The sequence below is a fragment of the Hyphomonas sp. FCG-A18 genome, from assembly GCF_045287255.1.
Lineage (GTDB): Bacteria > Pseudomonadota > Alphaproteobacteria > Caulobacterales > Hyphomonadaceae > Henriciella.
Map to the genome: position 1 here is coordinate 1,924,415 of NZ_CP137142.1, position 21,064 is coordinate 1,945,478.

17 protein-coding genes are annotated in these 21,064 nt (G+C 55.3%); 9 read left to right on the plus strand and 8 right to left on the minus strand.

The genetic code is table 11. The annotated features are described in order from the left end of the window. The first annotated feature begins 129 nt into the window (after nt 1–129). Both RYZ27_RS09550 and RYZ27_RS09555 read left to right on the plus strand, forming a co-directional pair. Nucleotides 130–624, plus strand: a complete 495-nt coding sequence (locus RYZ27_RS09550; protein ID WP_406679271.1) for an Lrp/AsnC family transcriptional regulator — start codon at nt 130–132, stop codon at nt 622–624. 41 nt (nt 625–665) lie between these two features. Beyond that, nucleotides 666–1,826 (plus strand): serine hydrolase domain-containing protein, encoded by a 1,161-nt coding sequence (locus RYZ27_RS09555; RefSeq protein WP_406679272.1) that lies wholly within the window; start codon nt 666–668, stop codon nt 1,824–1,826. On the opposite strand, the gene RYZ27_RS09560 is transcribed toward RYZ27_RS09555, so the two are convergent. The 7 genes from RYZ27_RS09560 to RYZ27_RS09590 all read right to left on the minus strand — a co-directional run bounded on the left by RYZ27_RS09560 (nt 1,823) and on the right by RYZ27_RS09590 (nt 13,002). Further along, on the minus strand, nt 1,823–2,917 hold the full coding sequence (locus tag RYZ27_RS09560; protein WP_406679273.1) for a DUF2332 domain-containing protein: 1,095 nt from the start codon (nt 2,915–2,917) through the stop codon (nt 1,823–1,825). The genes RYZ27_RS09555 and RYZ27_RS09560 overlap by 4 nt on opposite strands. Further along, complete coding sequence (locus RYZ27_RS09565) at nt 2,883–4,064, minus strand: thiolase family protein (RefSeq protein WP_406679274.1); 1,182 nt, start codon at nt 4,062–4,064, stop codon at nt 2,883–2,885. The genes RYZ27_RS09560 and RYZ27_RS09565 overlap by 35 nt, the downstream gene beginning before the upstream one ends. Before the next feature lie 140 nt (nt 4,065–4,204). Next, nucleotides 4,205–4,573 (minus strand): DUF1801 domain-containing protein, encoded by a 369-nt coding sequence (locus RYZ27_RS09570; RefSeq protein ID WP_406679275.1) that lies wholly within the window; start codon nt 4,571–4,573, stop codon nt 4,205–4,207. Nucleotides 4,574–4,713: 140 nt separating this feature from the next. After that, entirely contained in the window at nt 4,714–6,930 is a 2,217-nt protein-coding gene (locus RYZ27_RS09575; protein ID WP_406679276.1) for a M13 family metallopeptidase, read from the minus strand. A gap of 44 nt (nt 6,931–6,974) precedes the next feature. Next, nucleotides 6,975–10,229, minus strand: a complete 3,255-nt coding sequence (locus RYZ27_RS09580; RefSeq protein ID WP_406679277.1) for an efflux RND transporter permease subunit — start codon at nt 10,227–10,229, stop codon at nt 6,975–6,977. Nucleotides 10,230–10,231: 2 nt separating this feature from the next. Continuing rightward, on the minus strand, nt 10,232–11,545 hold the full coding sequence (locus RYZ27_RS09585) for an efflux RND transporter periplasmic adaptor subunit (protein ID WP_406679278.1): 1,314 nt from the start codon (nt 11,543–11,545) through the stop codon (nt 10,232–10,234). After that, a complete protein-coding gene (locus RYZ27_RS09590) occupies nt 11,542–13,002 on the minus strand; it encodes an efflux transporter outer membrane subunit (protein WP_406679279.1) in 1,461 nt (486 codons plus the stop codon). The genes RYZ27_RS09585 and RYZ27_RS09590 overlap by 4 nt, the downstream gene beginning before the upstream one ends. Nucleotides 13,003–13,175: 173 nt before the next feature. On the opposite strand from RYZ27_RS09590, the gene RYZ27_RS09595 reads away from it, so the two are divergent. The 7 genes from RYZ27_RS09595 to phoB all read left to right on the plus strand — a co-directional run bounded on the left by RYZ27_RS09595 (nt 13,176) and on the right by phoB (nt 20,504). Continuing rightward, nucleotides 13,176–14,561, plus strand: coding sequence for a sensor histidine kinase (locus tag RYZ27_RS09595; RefSeq protein ID WP_406679280.1), 1,386 nt, complete (start codon nt 13,176–13,178; stop codon nt 14,559–14,561). Beyond that, entirely contained in the window at nt 14,558–15,220 is a 663-nt protein-coding gene (locus RYZ27_RS09600; protein ID WP_406679281.1) for an RluA family pseudouridine synthase, read from the plus strand. The genes RYZ27_RS09595 and RYZ27_RS09600 overlap by 4 nt, the downstream gene beginning before the upstream one ends. 70 nt (nt 15,221–15,290) lie before the next feature. Next, on the plus strand, nt 15,291–16,712 hold the full coding sequence (gene pstC, locus RYZ27_RS09605; RefSeq protein WP_406679282.1) for a phosphate ABC transporter permease subunit PstC: 1,422 nt from the start codon (nt 15,291–15,293) through the stop codon (nt 16,710–16,712). After that, a complete protein-coding gene (gene pstA / locus RYZ27_RS09610) occupies nt 16,705–18,303 on the plus strand; it encodes a phosphate ABC transporter permease PstA (RefSeq protein WP_406679284.1) in 1,599 nt (532 codons plus the stop codon). Before pstC ends, pstA begins: the two co-directional genes overlap by 8 nt. 1 nt (nt 18,304) lies before the next feature. Further along, on the plus strand, nt 18,305–19,081 hold the full coding sequence (gene pstB, locus RYZ27_RS09615) for a phosphate ABC transporter ATP-binding protein PstB (protein ID WP_406679285.1): 777 nt from the start codon (nt 18,305–18,307) through the stop codon (nt 19,079–19,081). 23 nt (nt 19,082–19,104) lie between these two features. Next, nucleotides 19,105–19,821 carry a phosphate signaling complex protein PhoU gene (gene phoU, locus RYZ27_RS09620; protein ID WP_406679286.1) on the plus strand — a complete coding sequence of 239 codons (717 nt, stop codon included), beginning with the start codon at nt 19,105–19,107 and terminating at the stop codon, nt 19,819–19,821. Then, nucleotides 19,818–20,504 (plus strand): phosphate regulon transcriptional regulator PhoB, encoded by a 687-nt coding sequence (gene phoB, locus RYZ27_RS09625; RefSeq protein ID WP_406679287.1) that lies wholly within the window; start codon nt 19,818–19,820, stop codon nt 20,502–20,504. The genes phoU and phoB overlap by 4 nt, the downstream gene beginning before the upstream one ends. A 3-nt stretch (nt 20,505–20,507) precedes the next feature. Here phoB and RYZ27_RS09630 read toward each other — a convergent pair whose 3' ends face one another. After that, on the minus strand, nt 20,508–20,912 hold the full coding sequence (locus RYZ27_RS09630) for an Lrp/AsnC family transcriptional regulator (protein WP_406679288.1): 405 nt from the start codon (nt 20,910–20,912) through the stop codon (nt 20,508–20,510). Nucleotides 20,913–21,064: the final 152 nt, after the last annotated feature.

The following is a 21,064-nucleotide window of genomic DNA, read 5'->3' on the forward strand; positions in this document are numbered from 1 at the left end:
GAGATCTCCTAGGTTTATATGCGTAGGGATATATATCGCGCCGATTGAGGGAAATAGCTTGCCTTAATTGCGCAAAATACGCTATTCAATGCAAATACATTCTTTGGTGAGCGAATTTTGGGGTAAACTTTGTCTGAAACACTTGATGCAATCGATGCTAAGATTCTTGATCTTATACAGAAAGACGCCTCGCTGTCAGTAGCTGATATTGCCGACCGGGTCGGGCTATCCTCCTCGCCCTGCTGGCGCCGGATCAAACGGCTGGAAGAAGTTGGCATCATCAAAGGCCGGGTCACCCTGCTTGAACGCCAGTCCCTTGGCTTAGGCTTTGAAGTTATGGCAAACGTCAAACTGGCCCTGCCCAGCAAAGCCAATCTTGAAGCTTTTGAAACTCTCGTTCGCAAATGGCCAGAGGTCATGGAGTGCATGACGGTGACCGGTGCGGTCGATTACATTATCCGCGTAACCACGACCGATATGTACGCCTATGACACGTTCCTGCGTGAGAAACTGCTCGGCTCGGAACTGGTTTCAGATGTCCAGTCCCGCATCATCATCAATGTCGCCAAACGGACCACAGCCCTGCCGCTTGGCCTTGTCAGCGATTACGTCCCGGCGACCTGATTTCCGCTTGCGGCCTTGATAGGGTCGTTTAACTTCGTTGCATGAAACGCCTCATCATAGTTTTTGCCTGCACGCTTTTCAGTGTCTGTTTCAGCCTTGCACCCTCCGCCCATGGGCAGGACCTGAACCTTCAAGCCATCGTGGACAATGCCCAAAATAGCAATGATGTCATCGGCATGGGCGCGATCGTCATGCATAGTGATGGCCGCTATCAAATTGCCGTGGCTGGAGAGCGGGTTGTCAACAGCCATGACCTCGTGCGTGAAGAGGACCACTGGCATATTGGCTCCAATACCAAATCCATCACCGCCCTGCTCTATGGCCGCTTGGTTGAGGACGGCCTCGCCTCCTGGGACGCAACCATACCGGAGCTGTTTCCAAACCTTTCTGGAGAGATTGATCTGACCTGGGAAACCATCACGATCAAAGACCTGTTCGCCCATCGCGCTGGTCTTGGCCCCCTTAAACGGGCTTGGTTCAAAGACAGACGCATGAATGTGCAGCCTTTGCCAGAGCAGCGGATGGAAACGACACGTGATCTCTTGCGTGCTCCGCCAACGCATACGGTTGGATACTATCGCTACGCCAATGTCGGGTATGTTATTGCCGGAGCCGCGATCGAACGCATCCTGAGCGACGAGCGGGGCCGATCGGTTTCATGGGAGAACGCGGTTCAGGAGTTTGTTTTCGATCAGCTTTCTGACCCAAAGGACCAACGCGCATGGGGCACCGGCCCGCCCCAAAACGGGATTCAGGGTCATCGCAGCCCCTTTGGTTTGGGGTTTGCTCAATCCGCTATGGGTCTGGATGTTGACGCCGATAACCCTCTGGCCCTCGGCCCGGCTGGTACGCTTCATACATCCCTCAAAGCCCATGCGGCCCTGAGCCGCGAATACTTGATCGATGACAGCGCATTGATCCCGCCTGATCTGCGCCAGCAGCTCTTTGAGCCCTACCCCTATCCAGAGGCAGACTATGCCATGGGTTGGGCAATGTATGAACGTCCCGGTACGGGCCGATATTATGGTCATAGTGGATCAAACACGATCTGGCTGTCCGACATACGTATCGTCCCGGAATACGGGATCGTTGTAATCGTCAATTCCAACCATTTGAACTGGCGGGTCGAAGACGCGCATCAGGATGTCCTGACCGCGATTTTCAATCACTATGAAACCGTAATGCTGCTGGAAGGCGATTAAGCGGCCTCGAAATAGGTAACATGCCCATCCGTATAGCCCAGCACCTGAACCTCGCCCCCTGGCCAAGTCTGTAACCGAACCTGAAACACACCAAGCTTGGGATTGTCTTCTGCAAAGACAGAGTCGGGTTCCATACAGAGCCAGGCCAGCGGCGCATCCATACTGGCCTGCGCACCAGCCGCTTCAATCGCGCCTATGATCCGTGCACGCACTTCGCCCGGCGGATAGTGCAGGAAGACAGAATGGAACACGGCCGTTGTCCCGGTTTTGGGTCGATCCGCCAGTTTGCGTTCGATCCAGTCCGCCGCATCGGCCCGCTCAACCTGCACGCCTGTTTCAAGCGCCAGCGCCATTGCCGCATCCAATCGCTTCAAACGTTCAGGCTGGTCGGCCCAGGTATAGGCTTTCAAGCGCCAGCGCGCCTCCTGCGTGCTCAAATCAATCGGGTTCAAATCACAGGCTGCTCGGCTTGCCACCTCAAGCGTCAGGTCACTCCACAAAGCTGGCGCGCGCCACGCGGTTGAGACATGCACATCGCTCTGCCCTTCCCGCACCCAATCGCCTGCCGTGTAGTTGAACACGGCAAGGTTCTGATTAAGGCCCGCACTCGCCCCAAGCTCCAGAAGGTGAAACGGTTGATCGAAGCTTTCGGCAATTTTCAGAAAGCCGGGCAGAAGCGCAATTGTGCGTCGCGTCTCATTGGTTTGCGGATCAGACGCAATGAAGCGTTTGACATGCTCTATGTCGCTTTTCAGGTACTCCACAGCCGCCTTCCAGGTGCTCTGGATATCCCAGCGAGCGCCCGATTTTGGATAGGCCTTGGCCAATTCAGGCGCACGCCCACTTAGCACACCATAGTGCAAAGCCCCGGCTAAACGCAGTGATGTCGCCCGCTTGCGATGCGGCGGCGGCACAGTTTCCGCGAGCTGCGCGACCACACCGCCTGCCTCTGCATCTGCAGCAAACGCTTCACAAAGCGCCGCTGTGAACGGCGAGCCGAGCTCTGCACACCAGCCCGCCTGTTCACGGCAATGCCTGACAAAATCGCCAGTGTCTTTAGGCCCGCTCCACGCACATGGCGATGCCTTCACCCCCACCGATGCAAAGCGAGGCAACCCCCTTCTCAACGCCGCGATCTTCCATCGCCGCTAGCAGGGTTACGAGGATACGGGCTCCGGACGCGCCGATCGGGTGCCCCATGGCACAAGCGCCGCCATTGACGTTGACGATATCGTGGCTGATGCCAAGCTCTTTCATCGCGATCATTGGGACCACAGCAAAGGCTTCATTGATCTCCCAGAGACCAACCTCATCCTTGCTCCAGCCCGCTTTTTCGAGGGCTTTTTTCATCGCTGGAACTGGCGCAGTTGTGAAGTATTCCGGCTCATGGGCATGGCTGGAAGACGATACGATTTTCGCAATTGGCTTGAGGCCGCGCTTCTCAGCTTCGGATTGTTTCATCAGGACGAGCGCGGCAGCGCCATCAGAAATCGCTGAAGCATTGGCCGCTGTAACCGTCCCTTCCTTATTGAAGGCTGGACGCAGGCTTGGGATTTTATCCGGGCGGGCAGTGCGCGGCAGTTCATCGCTATCAACGACTGTCTCGCCCTTACGGCTTTTAATGGTGACAGGCGCAATCTCGCGCTTGAACTTACCGTCCTCTGTCGCTTTCTGCGCGCGGCTCAAGGTTTCCAGCGCATAAGCATCCTGCTGCTCACGCGTAAACTGGTACTCGGTCGCAATCATATCAGCAAAATTGCCCATTGGGCCGCCTGCATAAGCATCCGTCAGGCCATCGAGCGCCATGTGATCTTGCGCGCCCATGGCGCCATACTTGTGACCTTTGCGAACATCGAGAAGGTGCGGCGCATTGGTCATGCTTTCCATGCCGCCAACAATAACGATATCAGCATCCCCGGAGGCAATCGCCTGACGCCCCATCACGGCTGCCTGCAGCCCAGAACCGCACATCTTGTTGATTGTCGTTGCCTCAAGGCCTTTATCCATACCCGCCTTGAAGCCAGCCTGACGGGCTGGTGCTTGCCCCTGACCAGCAGGCAAGCAATTGCCCATAATGATCTCGTCAGCTTCGTCTGCATTCAGGCCGGCCTCTTCAACCGCAGCTTTCACTGCAATCGCACCGAGCTCATTTGCCGACATTGCATTCAGGTCCCCGAGCAGGCCGCCCATAGGTGTGCGCGCCATACCAACAATTACAACAGGATCAGCTTGAGACATGGGAAAACCCTCCTTGGCGTTATCTCTTCAGCACTTTTGTGCAGTTGCGAAACAAATGGGGCCAGCGCCCCCATAACGTCAAGTGGGCTTTAGTCTATTCATAGTGACTCTACCTGATCCAGGCAGGTTTCATGTCTCTTCTACCTCACCGCACGCGGCTCTGTGGCATCGAGTTTCACAGCCCGCTCCATGATGTCGATCAATTCGTCATCAACATCGTCCGGGCAATGAACTTTGACGTGGCGCAATGCTTTCCCCGTGCCCTCAATCCGGCCAACATAGTCCTTGGCTAATCGCGCCCCTGACCAGAGTTGCAAATTGCATCGCTCCTTATGCGCGATAATCGAAAAAACGCGCTCATGCCCCATCCAGCAGGGAAACCCCCAGGCCAGTTTGGACTTCAAACGCGGAAACCGCCCCTCAATCGTTTTGCGCAACTTCGCCGCAATACGCGCGGGCTCGCCTTCAAGCCTATCAAAATAGGCAATTACCGAGGCTGGCTTTGGCATACCATTTCCTCCCCTTCTCCCAAGCTGAGGCCCATACACCATAGTGCACCGCACAATCCAGAGAGAAAGTCTTCCGCCCACGAATGAAAAAGGGTGCTCATCGAAGAGCACCCTTTGCCATTATTATCGTGATACAAGCGCTACCAGATACGGATCCGCTCTTCCGGCGGGAGGTAGAGAGCGTGATCTGGACCAACATCAAAGGCCTCATACCATTCGTCAAAGTTCCGAACGATACCATTGACGCGATAGTATGGCGGGCTGTGTGGGCCACGGATCAGTTGCTGACGCAGGGCATCCTCGCGGTACATGTTTCGCCACTGCTGTGCCCAAGCCATGAAGAAGCGCTGGTCACCGGTCAGACCACCGAGAACCGGAGCTTCTTCCTCTTCGCTGATCACACCATCGCCATCTGTATCAAGGCTCATCTTGTAGGCTTTATAAGCCATGGAAAGGCCACCAAGGTCGCCAGTATTCTCGCCAAGACCAAGACGCCCATTTACACAGGTGTCACCGTCGTCCAGCGGGCAGAACGCATTGTACTGACCCACGAGCGCATCGGTACGGGCTTCAAAATTGGCTTTGTCTTCATCCGTCCACCAATTGCGCAGAACACCATCGCCATCAGACTTGGAGCCCTGATCATCAAAACCGTGACCGATTTCGTGGCCAATCACGCCGCCAATCGCGCCATAATTGATGGCTGGATCAGCCGCCAGATTAAAGAATGGGGGTTGCAGGATGGCTGCCGGGAACACAATCTCATTCCGGTTCGGGCTGTAATAGGCATTGACTGTTTGTGGCAGCATGAACCACTCGGTCTTGTCGATCGGCTGGCCAAGCTGGCTGATCATGTCCTCATAGGCCCAGTCATTAGACGCCCGCATATTGGCAAAAGCTGTGTCACCAACGGTTAGCGTGTCATAGGTCTCGAACTTCTCAGTATAACCGATCTTGGGCGTAAACTTGGCCAGCTTATCGCGGGCTTCTTCTTTGGTTTCTTCGCCCATCCAGTCGATTTCATTGAGATTATCCGCCATGGCCAAACGCAGGTTTGCGACCAGCTCATCCATCGCAGCTTTATTCTCAGCCGGGAAATGGCGATCAGCGTAGACTTTACCAACAGCCTCACCGAGAGAACCTTCAACAGCACTTACCGCACGCTTCCAGCGCGGACGCTGTTCTTCCTGGCCGCGCAACTGCTTGGAATAGAATTCAAATGTCGCTGTATCGATTTTAGCGGGCAGAACGCTTGAGTGGTCGGACAGGAAATGAGCCGTCAGATAAGCTCTCCAGTCGCTCAGCTCTGCAGTGTTCATCACGGCCATGATGCCAGCGATGCCACCCCCTGAAATCTTCTCAACCTGCTCTTCACTCAGACCAAGTTCTTCAATTTCAGCTTCATCAGGCTGCACCTGACGAACAACAAACTCCGTCTGGTCATCGAGTTTCAAGCCAGCCAACATCGCTTCGACAGGGAAGCCATCACCCATGGCGATCAGCTCTTCCTTGGTCATTTTATTATAGGTCAGATTACGATTACGACCGACCGTGCGATCCCAATGAGCTTTGGCAATCTCGGTCTCCAGCGCCAGAACACGCTCTGCGGCAGCGTCGGGTTTTTCATAACCTGCCTCACCGAGAAGCAATGTCAGGTATTTGAGGTAACCCTCTCTGATTTCAGGGTTTTTCCCCTCATCATTCAGATACATATCGCGATCTGGCAGACCGAGACCACCTTGAGTCACGTAGAAAATGTAAGCTTCTGTATTCTTGGAATCGACATCGACCCAACCCCCAATCGGGCTGGCAAAACCACCAGCTGCAAAGACTTCAGCCAAATCCTCACGTGTTTCGATGTCGGCAATGCGTCCTAGATAGGGCTGCACAGGATCAAGCCCTGCCGCTTCGATCGCATCAGTGTCCATGTAGGCATTATAATAGGCCGCGACCTTGCCTTCGAGGGTTGCAGGGTCTGGCTGGTCGGCAGCCAGCTCTTCAATGATCGTGTTGACGCGCTTTTCAGACTTGTCACGCAGCAACGTAAAGGAACCATAGCGCGTCTTGTCTTCTGGCATCTCGAAATTGGCATACCAGGCACCGTTCACGTGGCAGAAGAAATCATTACCCGGCTCGAAGCGTGTATCCATGGCTTCGAGGTCAAGCCCAAACTCGCCCCACTCATCACGGTCAACAGTATTGATAACAGGCGCTTCGCCCTCAACGCCGACACAGTCGCCAGCATAGGAAACTTCAGCGCTGGTATCGTCCCCCATTGTCTGCGTCGCTGTTTGGCTTGCACCACTACAGGCGGTCAACGCAAGGGCTGCTGCCCCAATCATCAAGCTATGCTTCATTTTTCTCTCCCAGAGGTTTTCGTCGCACACGTTACTTAGTTCGATTATTCAGCCGGCAATGGCTTGGGTTGCCCATGGCTGGAGCCGATCAGTTCCTCTTCATCGACTGTAACTTCGCCTTGATAAGTCTCGCCAATTGGTCGGTAAGGCACGCCGCCCCAGGTCCATCGGAAGACCCGGCCGATCTCGACCCCAATTGCGTAAAGCGCAGGCACGAGCAACAGAGATACGAAGAGCGCAAAGGCGACCGCGCAGCCAAGGGAAATAACCATCGGCTTCAGGAACTGCGCCTGCACTGATTTTTCAGCAATCAGCGGCAGGATGCCGACAAACGTCGTAACCGAGGTTAACAGGATTGGCCGGAAACGTGAAACGCCGCCATCAACCAGGGCCTGTACCGCGCCAACACCCTCAGCGCGCCTTCGGTTGATATAGTCGACAAGTACGAGGTTATCGTTAATCACAACTCCAGCCGCAGCCGCAATCCCGAACAATGAGAACACACCGATGGATGTCCCGAAAATCCAGCTCCCGAAGACCGCCCCCGTATAGGCAAACGGCAGAGCCGTCATCAGCAAGAGCGGCTGAGCATACGACTTAAAGGCAATCGCCAGCAAGATGTACATCATGCCCACAGCCATCAGGATGTAACGCACCAGCTCATTATTGAAGCGCTGCTGCTGCTCATAGCCCCCGGCAAATCCACGCTTGATGTCTGGGAACTGACGTTCAAAATCTGGCCAGAAATTCTGGTTCAAGTCTGCCAGAATAGGCCCTCGTCCGTCTCGTCCGACAACATCGGCAAAGATCCGCACAGACCGCGTTCGGTCACGCCTGACAATACGGTCAATCCCGGGCGCATATGTAAAATCCGCCACTTGCGTAATCGGTACTTCGCGGACCCCACCAGCATCCTGCACGCGTATGCGCAGATTATCGAGGCTATCGAGATCCTGACGAGCAGACTTCGGCAGACGCACCATCACCCGCACATCTTCGCCCTCACGAGCAATCCGCTGTACTTCTTCACCAAAGTAGGCCTGACGGATTTGGTTCGAAACATCAGCGATAGTGACGCCGAGCGCTTCTGCGCCAGGCTTCAGGTTGATTTGAATCTCATCCGCCGAGGCGGTCAGGTTATCCCCAATATCAAACACCGTAACATAGGTTGCCAATTGCGCCTGAACGACGGTTGAGGCTTCCCGCAAACGGTCCAGATCAGGATGGCTCAGCGTAAACTGCACACCATTATCATCATCATTCTGCGTGAAATCGAAATTGATCTCTTCGGCATCCTGAATTGGTCCCATGAGCTCACGAACACTGTTGGAGATATCCTTGGTCTTCAAGGTCTGCGGCCGCCGCTCTGGCGGGATGAGACCAATCCAGGCCTGCACCTGGGCATCACTGGCAACGATTGAGGCCCCTTGGATCATATCCTCGTCAATGTCCTGCCATTGTTTGGCAAGCTCAATCTTGGCGCGCTCGACCCCATTGTGAAGCTGATCGCGCACCTGCAGGGTCCGGCTGAACGGCGTGCCATCGGGCATATCAATGGTGACCTGGATCAAGTCGCCTTCAATCTCTGGCATAAAGGCCGAAGGGACATTCTTGGTGATGCTAACCGCCGCAAAGGCGAGGAATAGCAAGCTGAAAAACATCATCACGGTTGCATACCGAAACCGCAGGGCCAGTTCCAAAGTCGGCTTGTAAGCATGATTTGCAAACCAAATCAGACTATCGGCAATTCGTCTCTGAACACGCAATAGTTTCCCGGTTGTGCCTTCAAACTTCTGCTTCTTCATATGCGCCAGGTGCGCTGGCAGGATGAACATACACTCGATGATCGAAAAGATCAGAGCCGCAACGACGACAAAACTGATTTGTTGAGTCTGTGTCCGAACAGGCCCGGTCAGGAAAGCCCAGGGCAAGAAGGCAATAATCGTTGTGATGACCCCAAAGATAACAGGCTTCATCACAAGCTGCGTTCCGATAATGGCGGCATCTACGCCCTCTCGTCGCCCGGATTCCACTTCCTTGTGTATGTTTTCCCCGACCACGATCGCGTCATCCACGATCACGCCGATCACAAGAAGCACCGCAAAGGTCGACAGAATGTTCCAGCTGACCCCCAGCATTGGCAGCAGCATGATGCCACCCGCAAACGCTGTGATGATGCCCATAGTCACCCAGAACGCCACGATGGGGCGCAAGAAGAGGATCAGGATCAAGCAGACCAGCGCCGCGCCAAGCAGCGCGGACTCAGAGATCAGCTTCATCCGTGCATTGAAAACAACACTATCGTCCCAAAGAATGTCGATCTTTACAGCCTCTGGCAGTGTGGGCTTTACAGATAAGTCCCGACAAACGCTTGCCCCACGATTATTGGCACATTCAATATAGTCCCGGAATCCCTTGGTATAGCCGGGAATATCCATGATATCGGGCGATACAACGAAGACAAAGGCCGTGCTGCGGTCATTGTATGTCGCTTTCAAGTCCGCATCGATAAAGCCATCAATAACCGTAGCGACATCGCGAACCCGGATCGTCCCTTCCTCTGAAGACTGGCGAATAATAATGCTCTCAAACTGCTCCTGCGTATCGGCCTGATTGCGCGTCGCCATGGAAACATCACCCACCGAAGAGCGCACACGTCCGCCAGAGGAATTGATCGAGCTTTCCCGAACCGCGCGCGCGACATCGGAGAAACTCAGATTGTAACGGCGCAAATCATTCTCGGTGATCTCGATCGAAACTTCTTCATCCAGAACACCTTGAACCTGCGCCAGCTCGCCACCCGGCAATTGCGCAATATCATCGCGCACACGATCAGCCATCCGCTTCAGCGTTCGTTGGTCAACATCGCCGTGAACAGCCATACCGAAGAACCAGTTGCGGCCCTCCCAGCGCGTGACCTGAGGCTGGAAAGCTGCCTGTGGTAGATTGTTGATCTGATCAACACGCAGCTTCACCTCATCAATAAACTCGGTCATGTCGATATCGTCGCGACCACGCACATTGACTGTCCCGCCGCCTTCATAGGCAACAGAGGTCAGGCGATCGAGGCCATCAATATCAGCAACCGCTTCCTCAATCCGCGTAACAATCTGCTCCTCAACATCTTGTGGGGAAGCACCCTGCCAGGCGACTGTTACTGATGCACCGTTGACTGGAACAACCGGGAACATCTCCCGTTCCATACTGTTATACGCCAGCAAACCGCCAACAAAGGCGATGACCATCAGGAGATTGGCAGCAACCGAATTCCGCGCAAACCAGGCAACGATACCACCCATGATTATTCTCCTTCAGTACTCGTCAGACTTGCCTGCTCAGCGCTGTCAGTTCCAGCAAGCGCTTCACCGGTTTCGTCTGTCTCAGTGTCTTGGCCTTCGCCCGCCTCGCGATTGCGTTGAGGTTCATGTGTCTTGATGGAGCCATCCGGCATCCGCTCAAGCACCGTAATGCTCATACCGCTAAAGGCAGCCTGAATCGGGCTGGTCAGGGCAAGATCACCGATCTCAACCTCATCACTATGGAACCAGGCACCATCTGGGTCACTATAGACCAGATCAACCTCATAGATATGCAACTCGCCATCGGATGGGTCACCGATATAGATCTGGTTGCCACTACGAATGGCACCGCGCGGGGCAACTTTCAGATCCTCAATCCGGTCTCCCTGCAGAGACGCCGTGACAAACAGGCCTGGCGCCATGGGCGCACCATCGTCAGCACCTTCACCGTACGGGTCGTTCAATTCAGCAATCACATTGATTAGGCGTGTGCGCGAGTTAATCGCCGCCGATGTACGTGTGACGCGCCCGGTCCATTCGCGCATCTGCCCGCCAACCTGCGCAGTGAACAGAACTTCTGGCCCTTTCACAGCATCGGTTGCAGCAAATGCGAGCGGCAGCCCGAGCTGCCCCAATTGCGCATCCGTGATCGGCAGAACGACTTCGACAATATCGGTTGCAAAAATCTGACCCAGCACCTGACCAGGTGAAGCAAATCCACCGATATTCGCTGTTTCTGATCGCACCCGCCCATCAAAGGGCGCAACAACAGCTGTACGCCCCAGGGCAAGATTGGCATCAGCCAGTTGTGCCCGCGCGGATTCCAGCGACGCACGTGCTTCGGCCATTTGCGGTTCACGCCGCGCCAAAGGCGAGGGATTTTCAATACCAAGCTCTTTCAAATCCTGAATAGCGATTTCTGCTTCGGCAACCTCACGGGCCAAGCGCTGCTCAGCGCTCGCCACGCCAGACTGCGCCCGAACAACGCCCAACTCGTAATCGGCAGCTTCCAGGCGCACCAAAACCTGTCCTTTGCGGATAAAGCCACCATCAATGAAATCCGGTGAAACATAGGATATCCGCCCGGAAATCTGGGGGCTGACTGCGACTTCACGTTGTGGGCGAACTTCGCCTTGCGCTTCAACTGTGAAGACAAGATCATCCTGAACCACCTGTTCAGCAAAAACCGACAGGCCGGCTGGTGGCTCATCGGCTTGCTCGGGCTTGGGCTGGAGAACTGTAAGCAACATGAAGCCACCGCCACCAATAATAAGGACGGTCAGAACAGTGACAATGATTGGGAGGACGCGGTTCATGGCAAGATGCCTTCTTCTGGATCAAACAAGTCGCGCGGGGTTGGTTCTGCCGGGTCAGATACAGGCAAACCACCTCCAAGGGCGAGATGATAACGGACACGATTTGTCGCGCGGCTGGCCTGCGCGGTAATCAACTGGCTTTCAGAGTTCAAACGTCTGGTCTGACTATCGATAAGATTGAAGATGGAGACAAGCCCATTGGTATACTGTCTCGTCGCTAGATCTTCTGCCAGGATCGCCTCTTCCAAAGCGCGGGCCTGAGCATCTTCCTGCTGGGCGAGCAGCGCATCTGCCGTGACAGAGTCTTCAACCTCGCGCCAGGCCGTCAGAACAGCGGTCGCATAATTTTCAACACTCGACCGCGCGCGGGCGACAGACGCATCACGCTCAGCATCAAGTGTTCCGCCATTGAAGATTGGCATAGCCAGACCTGCAAACAGGCGCGCAGCGATACGGGTTGGATCAAACGCATCCGCCAGATCATCTTCAGTGGTAGACGCAGACCCTGTAATGGACAGCCCCGGCAGCATGGCCAGTCGGGCCTGCTCCGCGCGCAATCCGGCAGCCACCACGCGTGCTTCAGCACTTGCGATATCAGGACGTCTGGACAGCAACAGAACAGGGTTCCCCGCCGCCATCAATGGCTCCAGACGTGGCAGCACGGCCGGGGCATCAATCATACCTGCAGGATAACGACCAAGCAGAACCTCAAGGGCACGTGCAGCATTCGAACTGGCTTGTCGGCGGAAGGCAATTTCCGCCTCAGCCGACGCCAATGTTGTCCGAGCGGTGCGCACATCCAGCGCCGTCGACAGACCACGCGCCAGACGACGCTCTGTCAGGCTGAGTGCCTGCTCGCGGGCTTCGAAGGTTTGAACTGCAACGCGTTCTTGCGCGAGCGCCGTATTCAAATCGATCCAGGCAATCGCTGTTTGTGCCGCTGTTGATAGCTGCGCAGCTTTCCAGTCGGCCTCATTGGCGATGAAGTCTGCCTCAGCCGCATCAACGCCCGCACGCAACCGCCCCCAAAGGTCAATTTCCCAATTGAGGTTCAGCCCGACCCCGTATGAAGGATCAGTGGAACGATCATCCGTCTGCTCGAGATAGATGCTATTCCCACCAACATCGACGGAGCCTGAAATATTAGGCAGTGTCCGCCCATACGTGGCACGCGCCTGCGCCCGAAAGCTTTCGGCGTTAAAGAAGTTCGCGCGCAAACCCGGATTCGACTCCAGTGCCTCGGTCACCAGCATCCGCATCTGCTCATCGTTAAACTGACCCAACCAATCGCCCGCCGGGGCCTCACCGCTCACACCACTCGCCGCCCATTGGGCAGGGGCCTCCGGGGCAACCGGAAAAATCGCGACCGAGTCTCCGCCCAGGTCACCAAGACCTGGCACCGTGCTACAGGCCGCAGCCGTCGTCATAAGCAAAAATGTTGCACCAACAGTTCTCATAAAGACCTCTCTCGTCTCATATGACTGGCCATACGCCTCGATTGCATGACTGTCAACAAACAATTATCGTTTTTCAATATACGCCGCTTGCGGTTCAGACTTGCTCAATCCTCATGCGATCTATACGCGAGCAGTCGGCGTTTTAGATTAACATCTTTCCAACGGATACGGTTATGTCACAACCATCGGCACTGGAAAAACTTGAGCAGGATTACCGCCGCAAACGCGTACGCGACTATGTGCGTTTAACGCTGGGAACACTTGGTCTGCTGGCCATACTCTACTTTACCAATGCGATCGGTCTGGTTGAAGCGATAACTGGCGCTATTGTTGTGGTTTCCGGGACTCTCGCCCTCTACACGGCAACCACCTCTACAGAACTGCAAACAAGCAAAGCGCAGGCAGATATTGAGACAGGTTCGCCCCACTCAGATGACAACATCTTAATGGAGACCATCCACCAATTCATTACGGCGATGCCCTTCCCGGCCCTCTTGGTGAGCCCGGATCAACGAATCGAGGTGGCGAATGCGCCTGCGGTTGCAGTATTTGGGCTGTCCGCCGCATCCGGCCAGCTATTGCCAACTATCCTGCGAAATCCAAGCCTGCGATCGGCCGTGGGCCGCACGCGTGAAACCGGGTCTGGTGAAATTGTTGAGTTCACACTCGGGGGCGCTCTGGAAACCTGGCTTGCACATATCCGCCCGGGTCCGGAACCCGCCAGTGTTTTTATCCTGCTGGAAGATCTCACCGCTGTACGCCGCGCCGAGGAAGCGCGCGCCGACTTCCTCGCCAATGCCAGCCATGAATTACGCACCCCCCTCACCGCGATTGCAGGCTTCATTGAAACCATGCAGGGGCCAGCCAAAGATGATAAAGCGGCCTGGGATGGCTTCCTGACCATCATGCACAATCAGGCTGAGCGCATGAAGCGCCTGATCGCCGACCTCCTCTCGCTTTCCCGGATCGAGTTCAGCGAGCACACACCACCGTCGACCGTAATTGATATGCGTATGCGCACAGACCGCGCCGTCCTCGGCCTGCAGCCCATCGCCAAAGAGGCCGATGTCACGCTGGCGCTAAACTTTGGTCCGGAAAGCGCTGATGTGATTGCAGAGGCCGATGAGATGACCCAGGTTGTTCAAAACCTGATTGGTAATGCCATCAAGTATTCTCCCAAGGGTGGCACGGTGACCATCACGATGGACATCACAGCCACCATGTCAGAGGCCGAAGCAGCGCTGACCAATCGCATTGAAGGGGCACGCTCTGCAGTGTTGCTACGCCCGCGGGCCTCCAGTGAAGTCCCTGCAATCTGGGTCCGGGTGACAGATCATGGCCCCGGTGTTCCGGCTGAACACCTTGCACGTCTGGGAGAGCGCTTCTATCGCGCCGACGAAAGCCGGGGCGGCAAGATTGAAGGCACAGGCCTTGGTCTTGCCATCGTGAAACATATCATGACCCGTCATCGCGGTGGCCTCTCGGTCGAAAGCCTGCCGAATGAGGAAACCTCTTTCGGGGTTTGGCTGCCTCTACATATACCGGACACACCTGAATGACGCCCTTCCCGATGAGCCCTTATGCGCCACCGGATGCCGATGCTTTGGTTACCCTGTATGAAGATGGCGCCATGATCATCGCCGACAAACCTGCGGGGCTGCTCAGTGTTCCCGGACGCGCACCTGAGAAAGCCTTTTGCGCAGCCTCCATCCTCAGTGAACGGCATGGCGCTGTGCTGACGGTCCATCGCCTCGATATGGACACATCAGGGATCATGGTGTTTGCGCGGACGAAAGTTGCACAGTCTTCATTATCCAGAGCATTTCAAGAGCGCAAAGTGACGAAGGCCTATCTAGCGATGGTCGAGGGCAGACCAAGCCCAGCTTCGGGAACCATAGACTTGCCGATTGCGGCGCACTCCCTGCAGCGCCCCCTTCGCCATATCGCAGAGGATGGCCGCCCTGCAATCACACACTTTGAAACCCTAAAAAGCACGTCCGATAAAAGCCTGATACAACTCACCCCCGAAACCGGACGATCGCATCAACTGCGTCTGCACCTAAAAGCCCTCGGACATCCAATTTTGGGGGATCGCTTTTATGGCGATGGAGAAAGCGCAAAAAGACTTATGCTACATGCACTTAACCTGCGATTCAGACACCCTGAATCCGGGCAGCACGTGCACTTTACTGCTCCGAAACCGGACTGTTTCCTTTAATCGTCACTTTTGTCACACAGATGTCAAAAGAGCAGGGTATGGACCGCCAAAAGGAAACTAAGATCCTCCCATGTTTCAAACACTTGCTCACCTGCCGCTTGGTTGGCTGCTCTTTGTCGTTATTGCGGCGGCTGCCTTCATCAGCTTTTACGCTGGGCGCATGCGCCTGCTCAGCCAAAGCGTGGCGAGCGGGCCTCAGGTGCGCACGCATTCCCAACCTAACTATCACGGCTATTTTGTAACCCTTGCAACGACGCTGCCAATCGCAGCCATCTTTGTGATCTATGTTGTGTTTGGTGAGTCTTATGTCCGAAGCACCATCGCTTCGGAACTGCCCGTTTACATTACCGGACAAGGGACACTCGCAGTCGAGCAGTATCTTGACCGCCTGTCAGAACATGTGGCTTTGCGCACCAGCCCCGATACAGGTAATGACCTGTTTAATGCGGCCAGTGATCGCTATGCTAGCCTGCTTGGTCAGATCCGGGTCTGGGTCTTACTGGCCGCGATTCTGGCTGGAACGCTCGGCTTTCTGGTCGCCCGAAAGCGGCTGACCCCTAACTTTCGTGCCCGCAGTCATGTCGAACGTGGGCTCACCATTGGCCTCTTCCTGTGCGCAGCTATCGCGGTGCTGACCACTGCAGGGATTGTCCTGTCTCTGATTTTCGAGACCGTTAGGTTTTTCTCAGCCGAGGATGGCCCAAGCATCCTCGGGTTTCTATTCGGCACAGAGTGGAATGCCCAGACCGGCGAGAATTTTGGCGCGCTGCCCCTATTCTTCGGAACGTTCGTCATCGCCCTGATTGCGATGTGTGTGGCCGCTCCAGTTGGTCTGTTTTCAGCCATATATCTCTCTGAATATGCTAGCCCGGGTCTGCGCGGCTGGGTCAAGCCAATTCTGGAGATTCTCGCGGGCATCCCAACTGTCGTCTATGGCTTCTTTGCGATGACCGTCGTCGTCCCTTGGGTGCAGGCGGGTGCGGGCTGGATCAATGGTATGCCTTTTGTCCCCAACGAGTTTCTTGAAGGGCGCGAGAAGAACGCCCTAGCCGCGGGTCTTGTCATGGGCATCATGATCATTCCGCTTATCTCGTCCCTTGCCGACGATGTGATCAATGCGGTGCCACAATCGCTAAGAGATGGCGCATTGGCGCTGGGCGCAACGCAAGCTGAGACCATCAAACAGGTCGTGATGCCAGCTGCTCTGCCCGGGGTTATTGCCTCTATGCTGCTCGCGATTTCGCGCGCCATTGGTGAAACCATGATTGTTGTCATGGCCGCTGGTCAGACCGCCCAGATCACGGGGGATATCACCTCTTACCTCTCCACAATCACCGTTCAGATTGTTGCCTTGCTAACCGGGGACACAGCGTTCGATAGCGCCAAGACCCTCTCCGCCTTTGCCTTGGGCTTTGTTCTTTTCATCGTGACCTTGCTGTTCAACATCATCGCGCTGCGCGTGGTCCAGAAGTATCGGGAACAGTATGACTGATACGAACACCCCCACCGATGTATCCGTGAAGCCCGCGCCCAAACTGTCCACTGCAGAGAAGCGGTTGAAGAAACGCCGCGCTGCTGAGGCCAGATTCAAGGCTTATGGTCAGCTTGCCATTGCGGTCGCCATCGCGGCGCTGATCACACTGGGATGGTCAATTGCCACAAAAGCCAGCAGCGCTTTCTCCCGATATGAAGCCGTGTTTGATCTCACGCTGGACATCACCCCGGGCACAGCAGGCAGCCCGGGAGAAGAGACGGTCGTCGCCAGCAACCTCACGGCTTTCTATGGCCTCGTGCAGGACGACCTTCGCCAAGCCTTTCCGGAAACTGAGACAGACCGTCTACAGCGCCTTGAGCTAACAGAGCTGATTACCCGTCTGGCTGTCTTGCCGATGGCAAAGGCACTGGTCGAAACCCCGGAACTTGCCGGGCAACAACATCGCTTCACGCTGCCATTATCAGATGATCTCGATCTCTTTCTGAAAGGTGGCCTGACCCAGCGGGAAACAATCACCATCGCTCAGCCGGGCCGTTTGTCTGTCTCAGAAGATGGAACCTATACATTCACAGATGGTGGCCCCAATGGCTTCCCGGCCCTCAACCAAAAGCGCGTACGGCCCGACGGTCAGGAACGCGCCTTTCTGGTTCAGTTGGACCAAACTTGGTTTGAAGCGAAGGACATTACCGGCGCGGCCATGCAACTGACCTATCTAACAGGTCCACAGCCGATTATTGGCGAGCAGTCCGGTCGAGTCGCCTCTGTGCTGATCCTGAACGAACCGGAAGGGAATCGTACAATTTCCAACCGCCTCATAGCATGGACCCTCAGTTTGAAAGAGCAAGGGCGGATTGAACGCAATTTCAACAAGGGCTTGTTCACACGCGCAGACAGCACGCACCCAGAACTGGCCGGGGCGGCCGCAGCGATCATCGGCTCCTTGTTCACAATGCTGATCACCGCTCTGTTTGCGATCCCGGTTGGTGTGCTCGCCGCGATTTATCTTGAGGAATTTGCACCAAAGAACCGGCTGACCAATCTGATTGAGGTCAATATCAACAATCTTGCAGCGGTCCCTTCTATTGTTTTTGGCCTGCTTGGTGCAGCGGTCTTCCTGAATACGTTTGGTATGCCGCGCTCTATCCCCTTGGTCGGTGGGTTGGTTTTGGGCTTGCTCGTTCTGCCAACGGTGATCATCACCTCGCGCGCCGCATTACAGGCCGTGCCACCCTCGATCCGGACAGCCGCCCTTGGCCTAGGGGCATCGAAGACGCAATCCGTCTTCCATCATGTTCTGCCGCTCGCCGCCCCGGGGATCCTCACCGGATCCATTATTGGCATGGCCCGCGCCTTGGGTGAGACCGCCCCCCTCTTGCTGATTGGCATGGTTGCCTTTGTCGCTGAAATCCCCAGCAGCGTTGATGATGAAGCCACCGTTTTGCCTGTCTTAATCTACAAATGGTCCACTGGGGCTGAACGGGCCTGGGAACCGATGACATCTGCAGTCATCATTATCCTGCTGGCCTTCCTGATTGTGATGAACCTACTGGCTGTTCTCTTGCGCCGTCGGTTCGAACGGAGATGGTAGTATGAGTGAAACTCTACCGAGCCCAATCAAAGTCGATTGCCGTGGCATTGATGTCTTTTATGATGACAAGCAGGCGATCTTCGACATTTCCATGCCAATCGAAGACCGGGCGGTCACCGCCTTTATCGGTCCATCGGGTTGCGGGAAATCCACATTCCTGCGCTGCATGAACCGTATGAATGACACGATTGAGGGGGCGAAAGTCACCGGTGAAATCATCATGGATGGGGCGGATATCAATGACCCACATGTTGATCCAGTGCTCTTACGCTCGCAGGTCGGCATGGTGTTCCAGAAGCCCAATCCGTTCCCTAAATCAATCTATGACAATGTCGCCTATGGGGCACGCATCCATGGTCTTGCCAACCGCAAGAATGAACTGGACGAAATTGTCGAAACCTCGCTGCGACGCGCCAGTCTCTGGGAAGAAGTCAAGGATCGACTGCATACACCGGGCACCGGCCTATCGGGCGGTCAGCAGCAGCGCCTGTGTATCGCGCGCGCCATCTCGATCCAGCCTGAAGTCATCCTGATGGACGAGCCCTGCTCGGCCCTCGACCCGATTGCGACAGCGCGGATCGAAGAACTCATCGACGAGCTACGTGAGAACTATTGCATCGTCATTGTAACCCATTCCATGCAACAGGCTGCGCGTGTCAGCCAGAAGACCGCTTTCTTCCATTTGGGCAAGTTGATCGAGATGGGAGAGACCGAGATGATCTTCACGAATCCGGATAATCAGATGACGCAGGATTACATTACGGGCAGATTCGGGTAATATAGTCCGAAAACGGAGCGTTTATGCATCAACATATCGTCAGTGCCTTCTCTAATGAACTGGACCATCTGTCGGCCAGCCTGCTGGGCATGGGCGGCCTTGCGGAAGAGATGATCATTGATGCCGCACGCGCTGTTTTGAGCCAGGATGATGGACTTGCCCGATCTGTTATTGAGCGCGACAAAATCCTGGACCAGCAAGAACGCGAAACCGAGCGGCACCTGATCCGCCTTCTGGCCTTACGTCAGCCGATGGCGTCTGATCTGCGTATGGTGATTGGTGGCATCAAGATTTCCGGCACCATTGAACGGATTGGCGATCTCGCCAAAAATACAGCTTGGCGCAGCCTCGATCTCAAGCGCGAACCTGATCCGGAACTCGCGCGCGGCCTGAAGCGTATGGGCGATGCCGTATCACGCCTGATGCATGTCACACTGGACGCTTTATCGCGCAAAGACGCAGAGATGGCACGACGTGTTATTGAACAGGATGACGACATCGATAGCCATCAGGACGCCTTGCTGCGTTCCATTCTCTCGCAGTTTGCTGAAGACCCGAACAGCATTGATACACGCGTCAATTACCTATTCATCGTGAAAAATCTTGAGCGGATCGGTGACCATTGCACCAATATCGCGAAGACCGTTCATTACATTGCAACTGGAGAAACAGTTGCAGAGACAGATGGACCTGCTATGGCAAAGTCAACAGCGTTAGATGAAACTGAGGATCAAGGATGAAACCTTTTATCGTCATCGCGGAGGACGAACCATCTGTCTCCGAACTTCTTCGCTATAACCTTGAAGCTGAAGGCTATGATACAGCGATCGCCCGCGATGGCGACGAAGCCATCCTGTTGCTGGATGAACGCGTCCCAGACCTGATGCTGCTGGACTGGATGCTGCCAAAGGTCTCCGGTATCGAGATTTGCCGCCGTGTCCGCTCCAAGCAGGATACCGCAAACCTGCCCATCATCATGCTCACCGCGCGCACCGAGGAAGCTGACCGCATCCGCGGCCTCGAAACAGGCGCAGATGACTATGTGACCAAGCCTTTCTCAACCAGCGAGCTGATGGCCCGCGTACGTGCTGTTCTGCGCCGTATTCGCCCAGCACTGGTCGAAGACAAGATCACGATCGGCTCCATCACGATTGATCGCACAACGCATAAAGTGATCCGCGATGGCAAGGATATTCATCTTGGACCGACCGAGTTTCGTCTGCTCGAATATTTTGCTCAGCATCCGGGCCGCGTCTTCTCCCGTGAGCAATTGCTGGATGGGGTCTGGGGCTCAGACGTCTATGTCGAGGCCCGAACAGTTGACGTTCACATCGGTCGCCTGCGCAAAGCGCTGATGAGTGAGGGCGGCACCAACCCAATTCGGACGGTTCGTTCCGCAGGTTACTCCCTCCGCGAGGACTAGGCCTCAGCCACCCGGTACCAGATTTTTCTGACACACAGTCCTGATCGCAAATTGCGAAATCACACGCTCGACGTTCGGCAACCTGGTCAGCACATCGCGGTGAACCCGTTCATAATCCGTCGTATCCTTGACGGCGACACGTAGCAGATAATCAGCTTCCCCAGTCATCAGGTAGCAAGCCGCAATATCGGGTGAGTGCTTCACCGCAGTCTCGAAAGCCTGCAAGTGATCATCCTGCTGGTTCTTCAAAGTCACCTGCACAAAAACGCTGGCAGAACGCCCCATGGCCGCTTCACTAATCCGCACACCATAACCCTGGATAACCCCATCCTGCTCCATCGCGCGGATGCGCCGATGCACGGAAGATGTCGACAGGCCCACCCGCTCCCCAATCTCCGCATGAGGCATCTTCGCGTCCCTGGATAGCAATTCCAGTATCCTTTGATCCTGACCTGAAATCATCACAAAATCCAACTTTCTCAAATAATTTTCTCGATCAAGAAGCATATATCAGAATATTTGGCGAGATATTTCGATCATGTCAGGATATTATCCCGCCA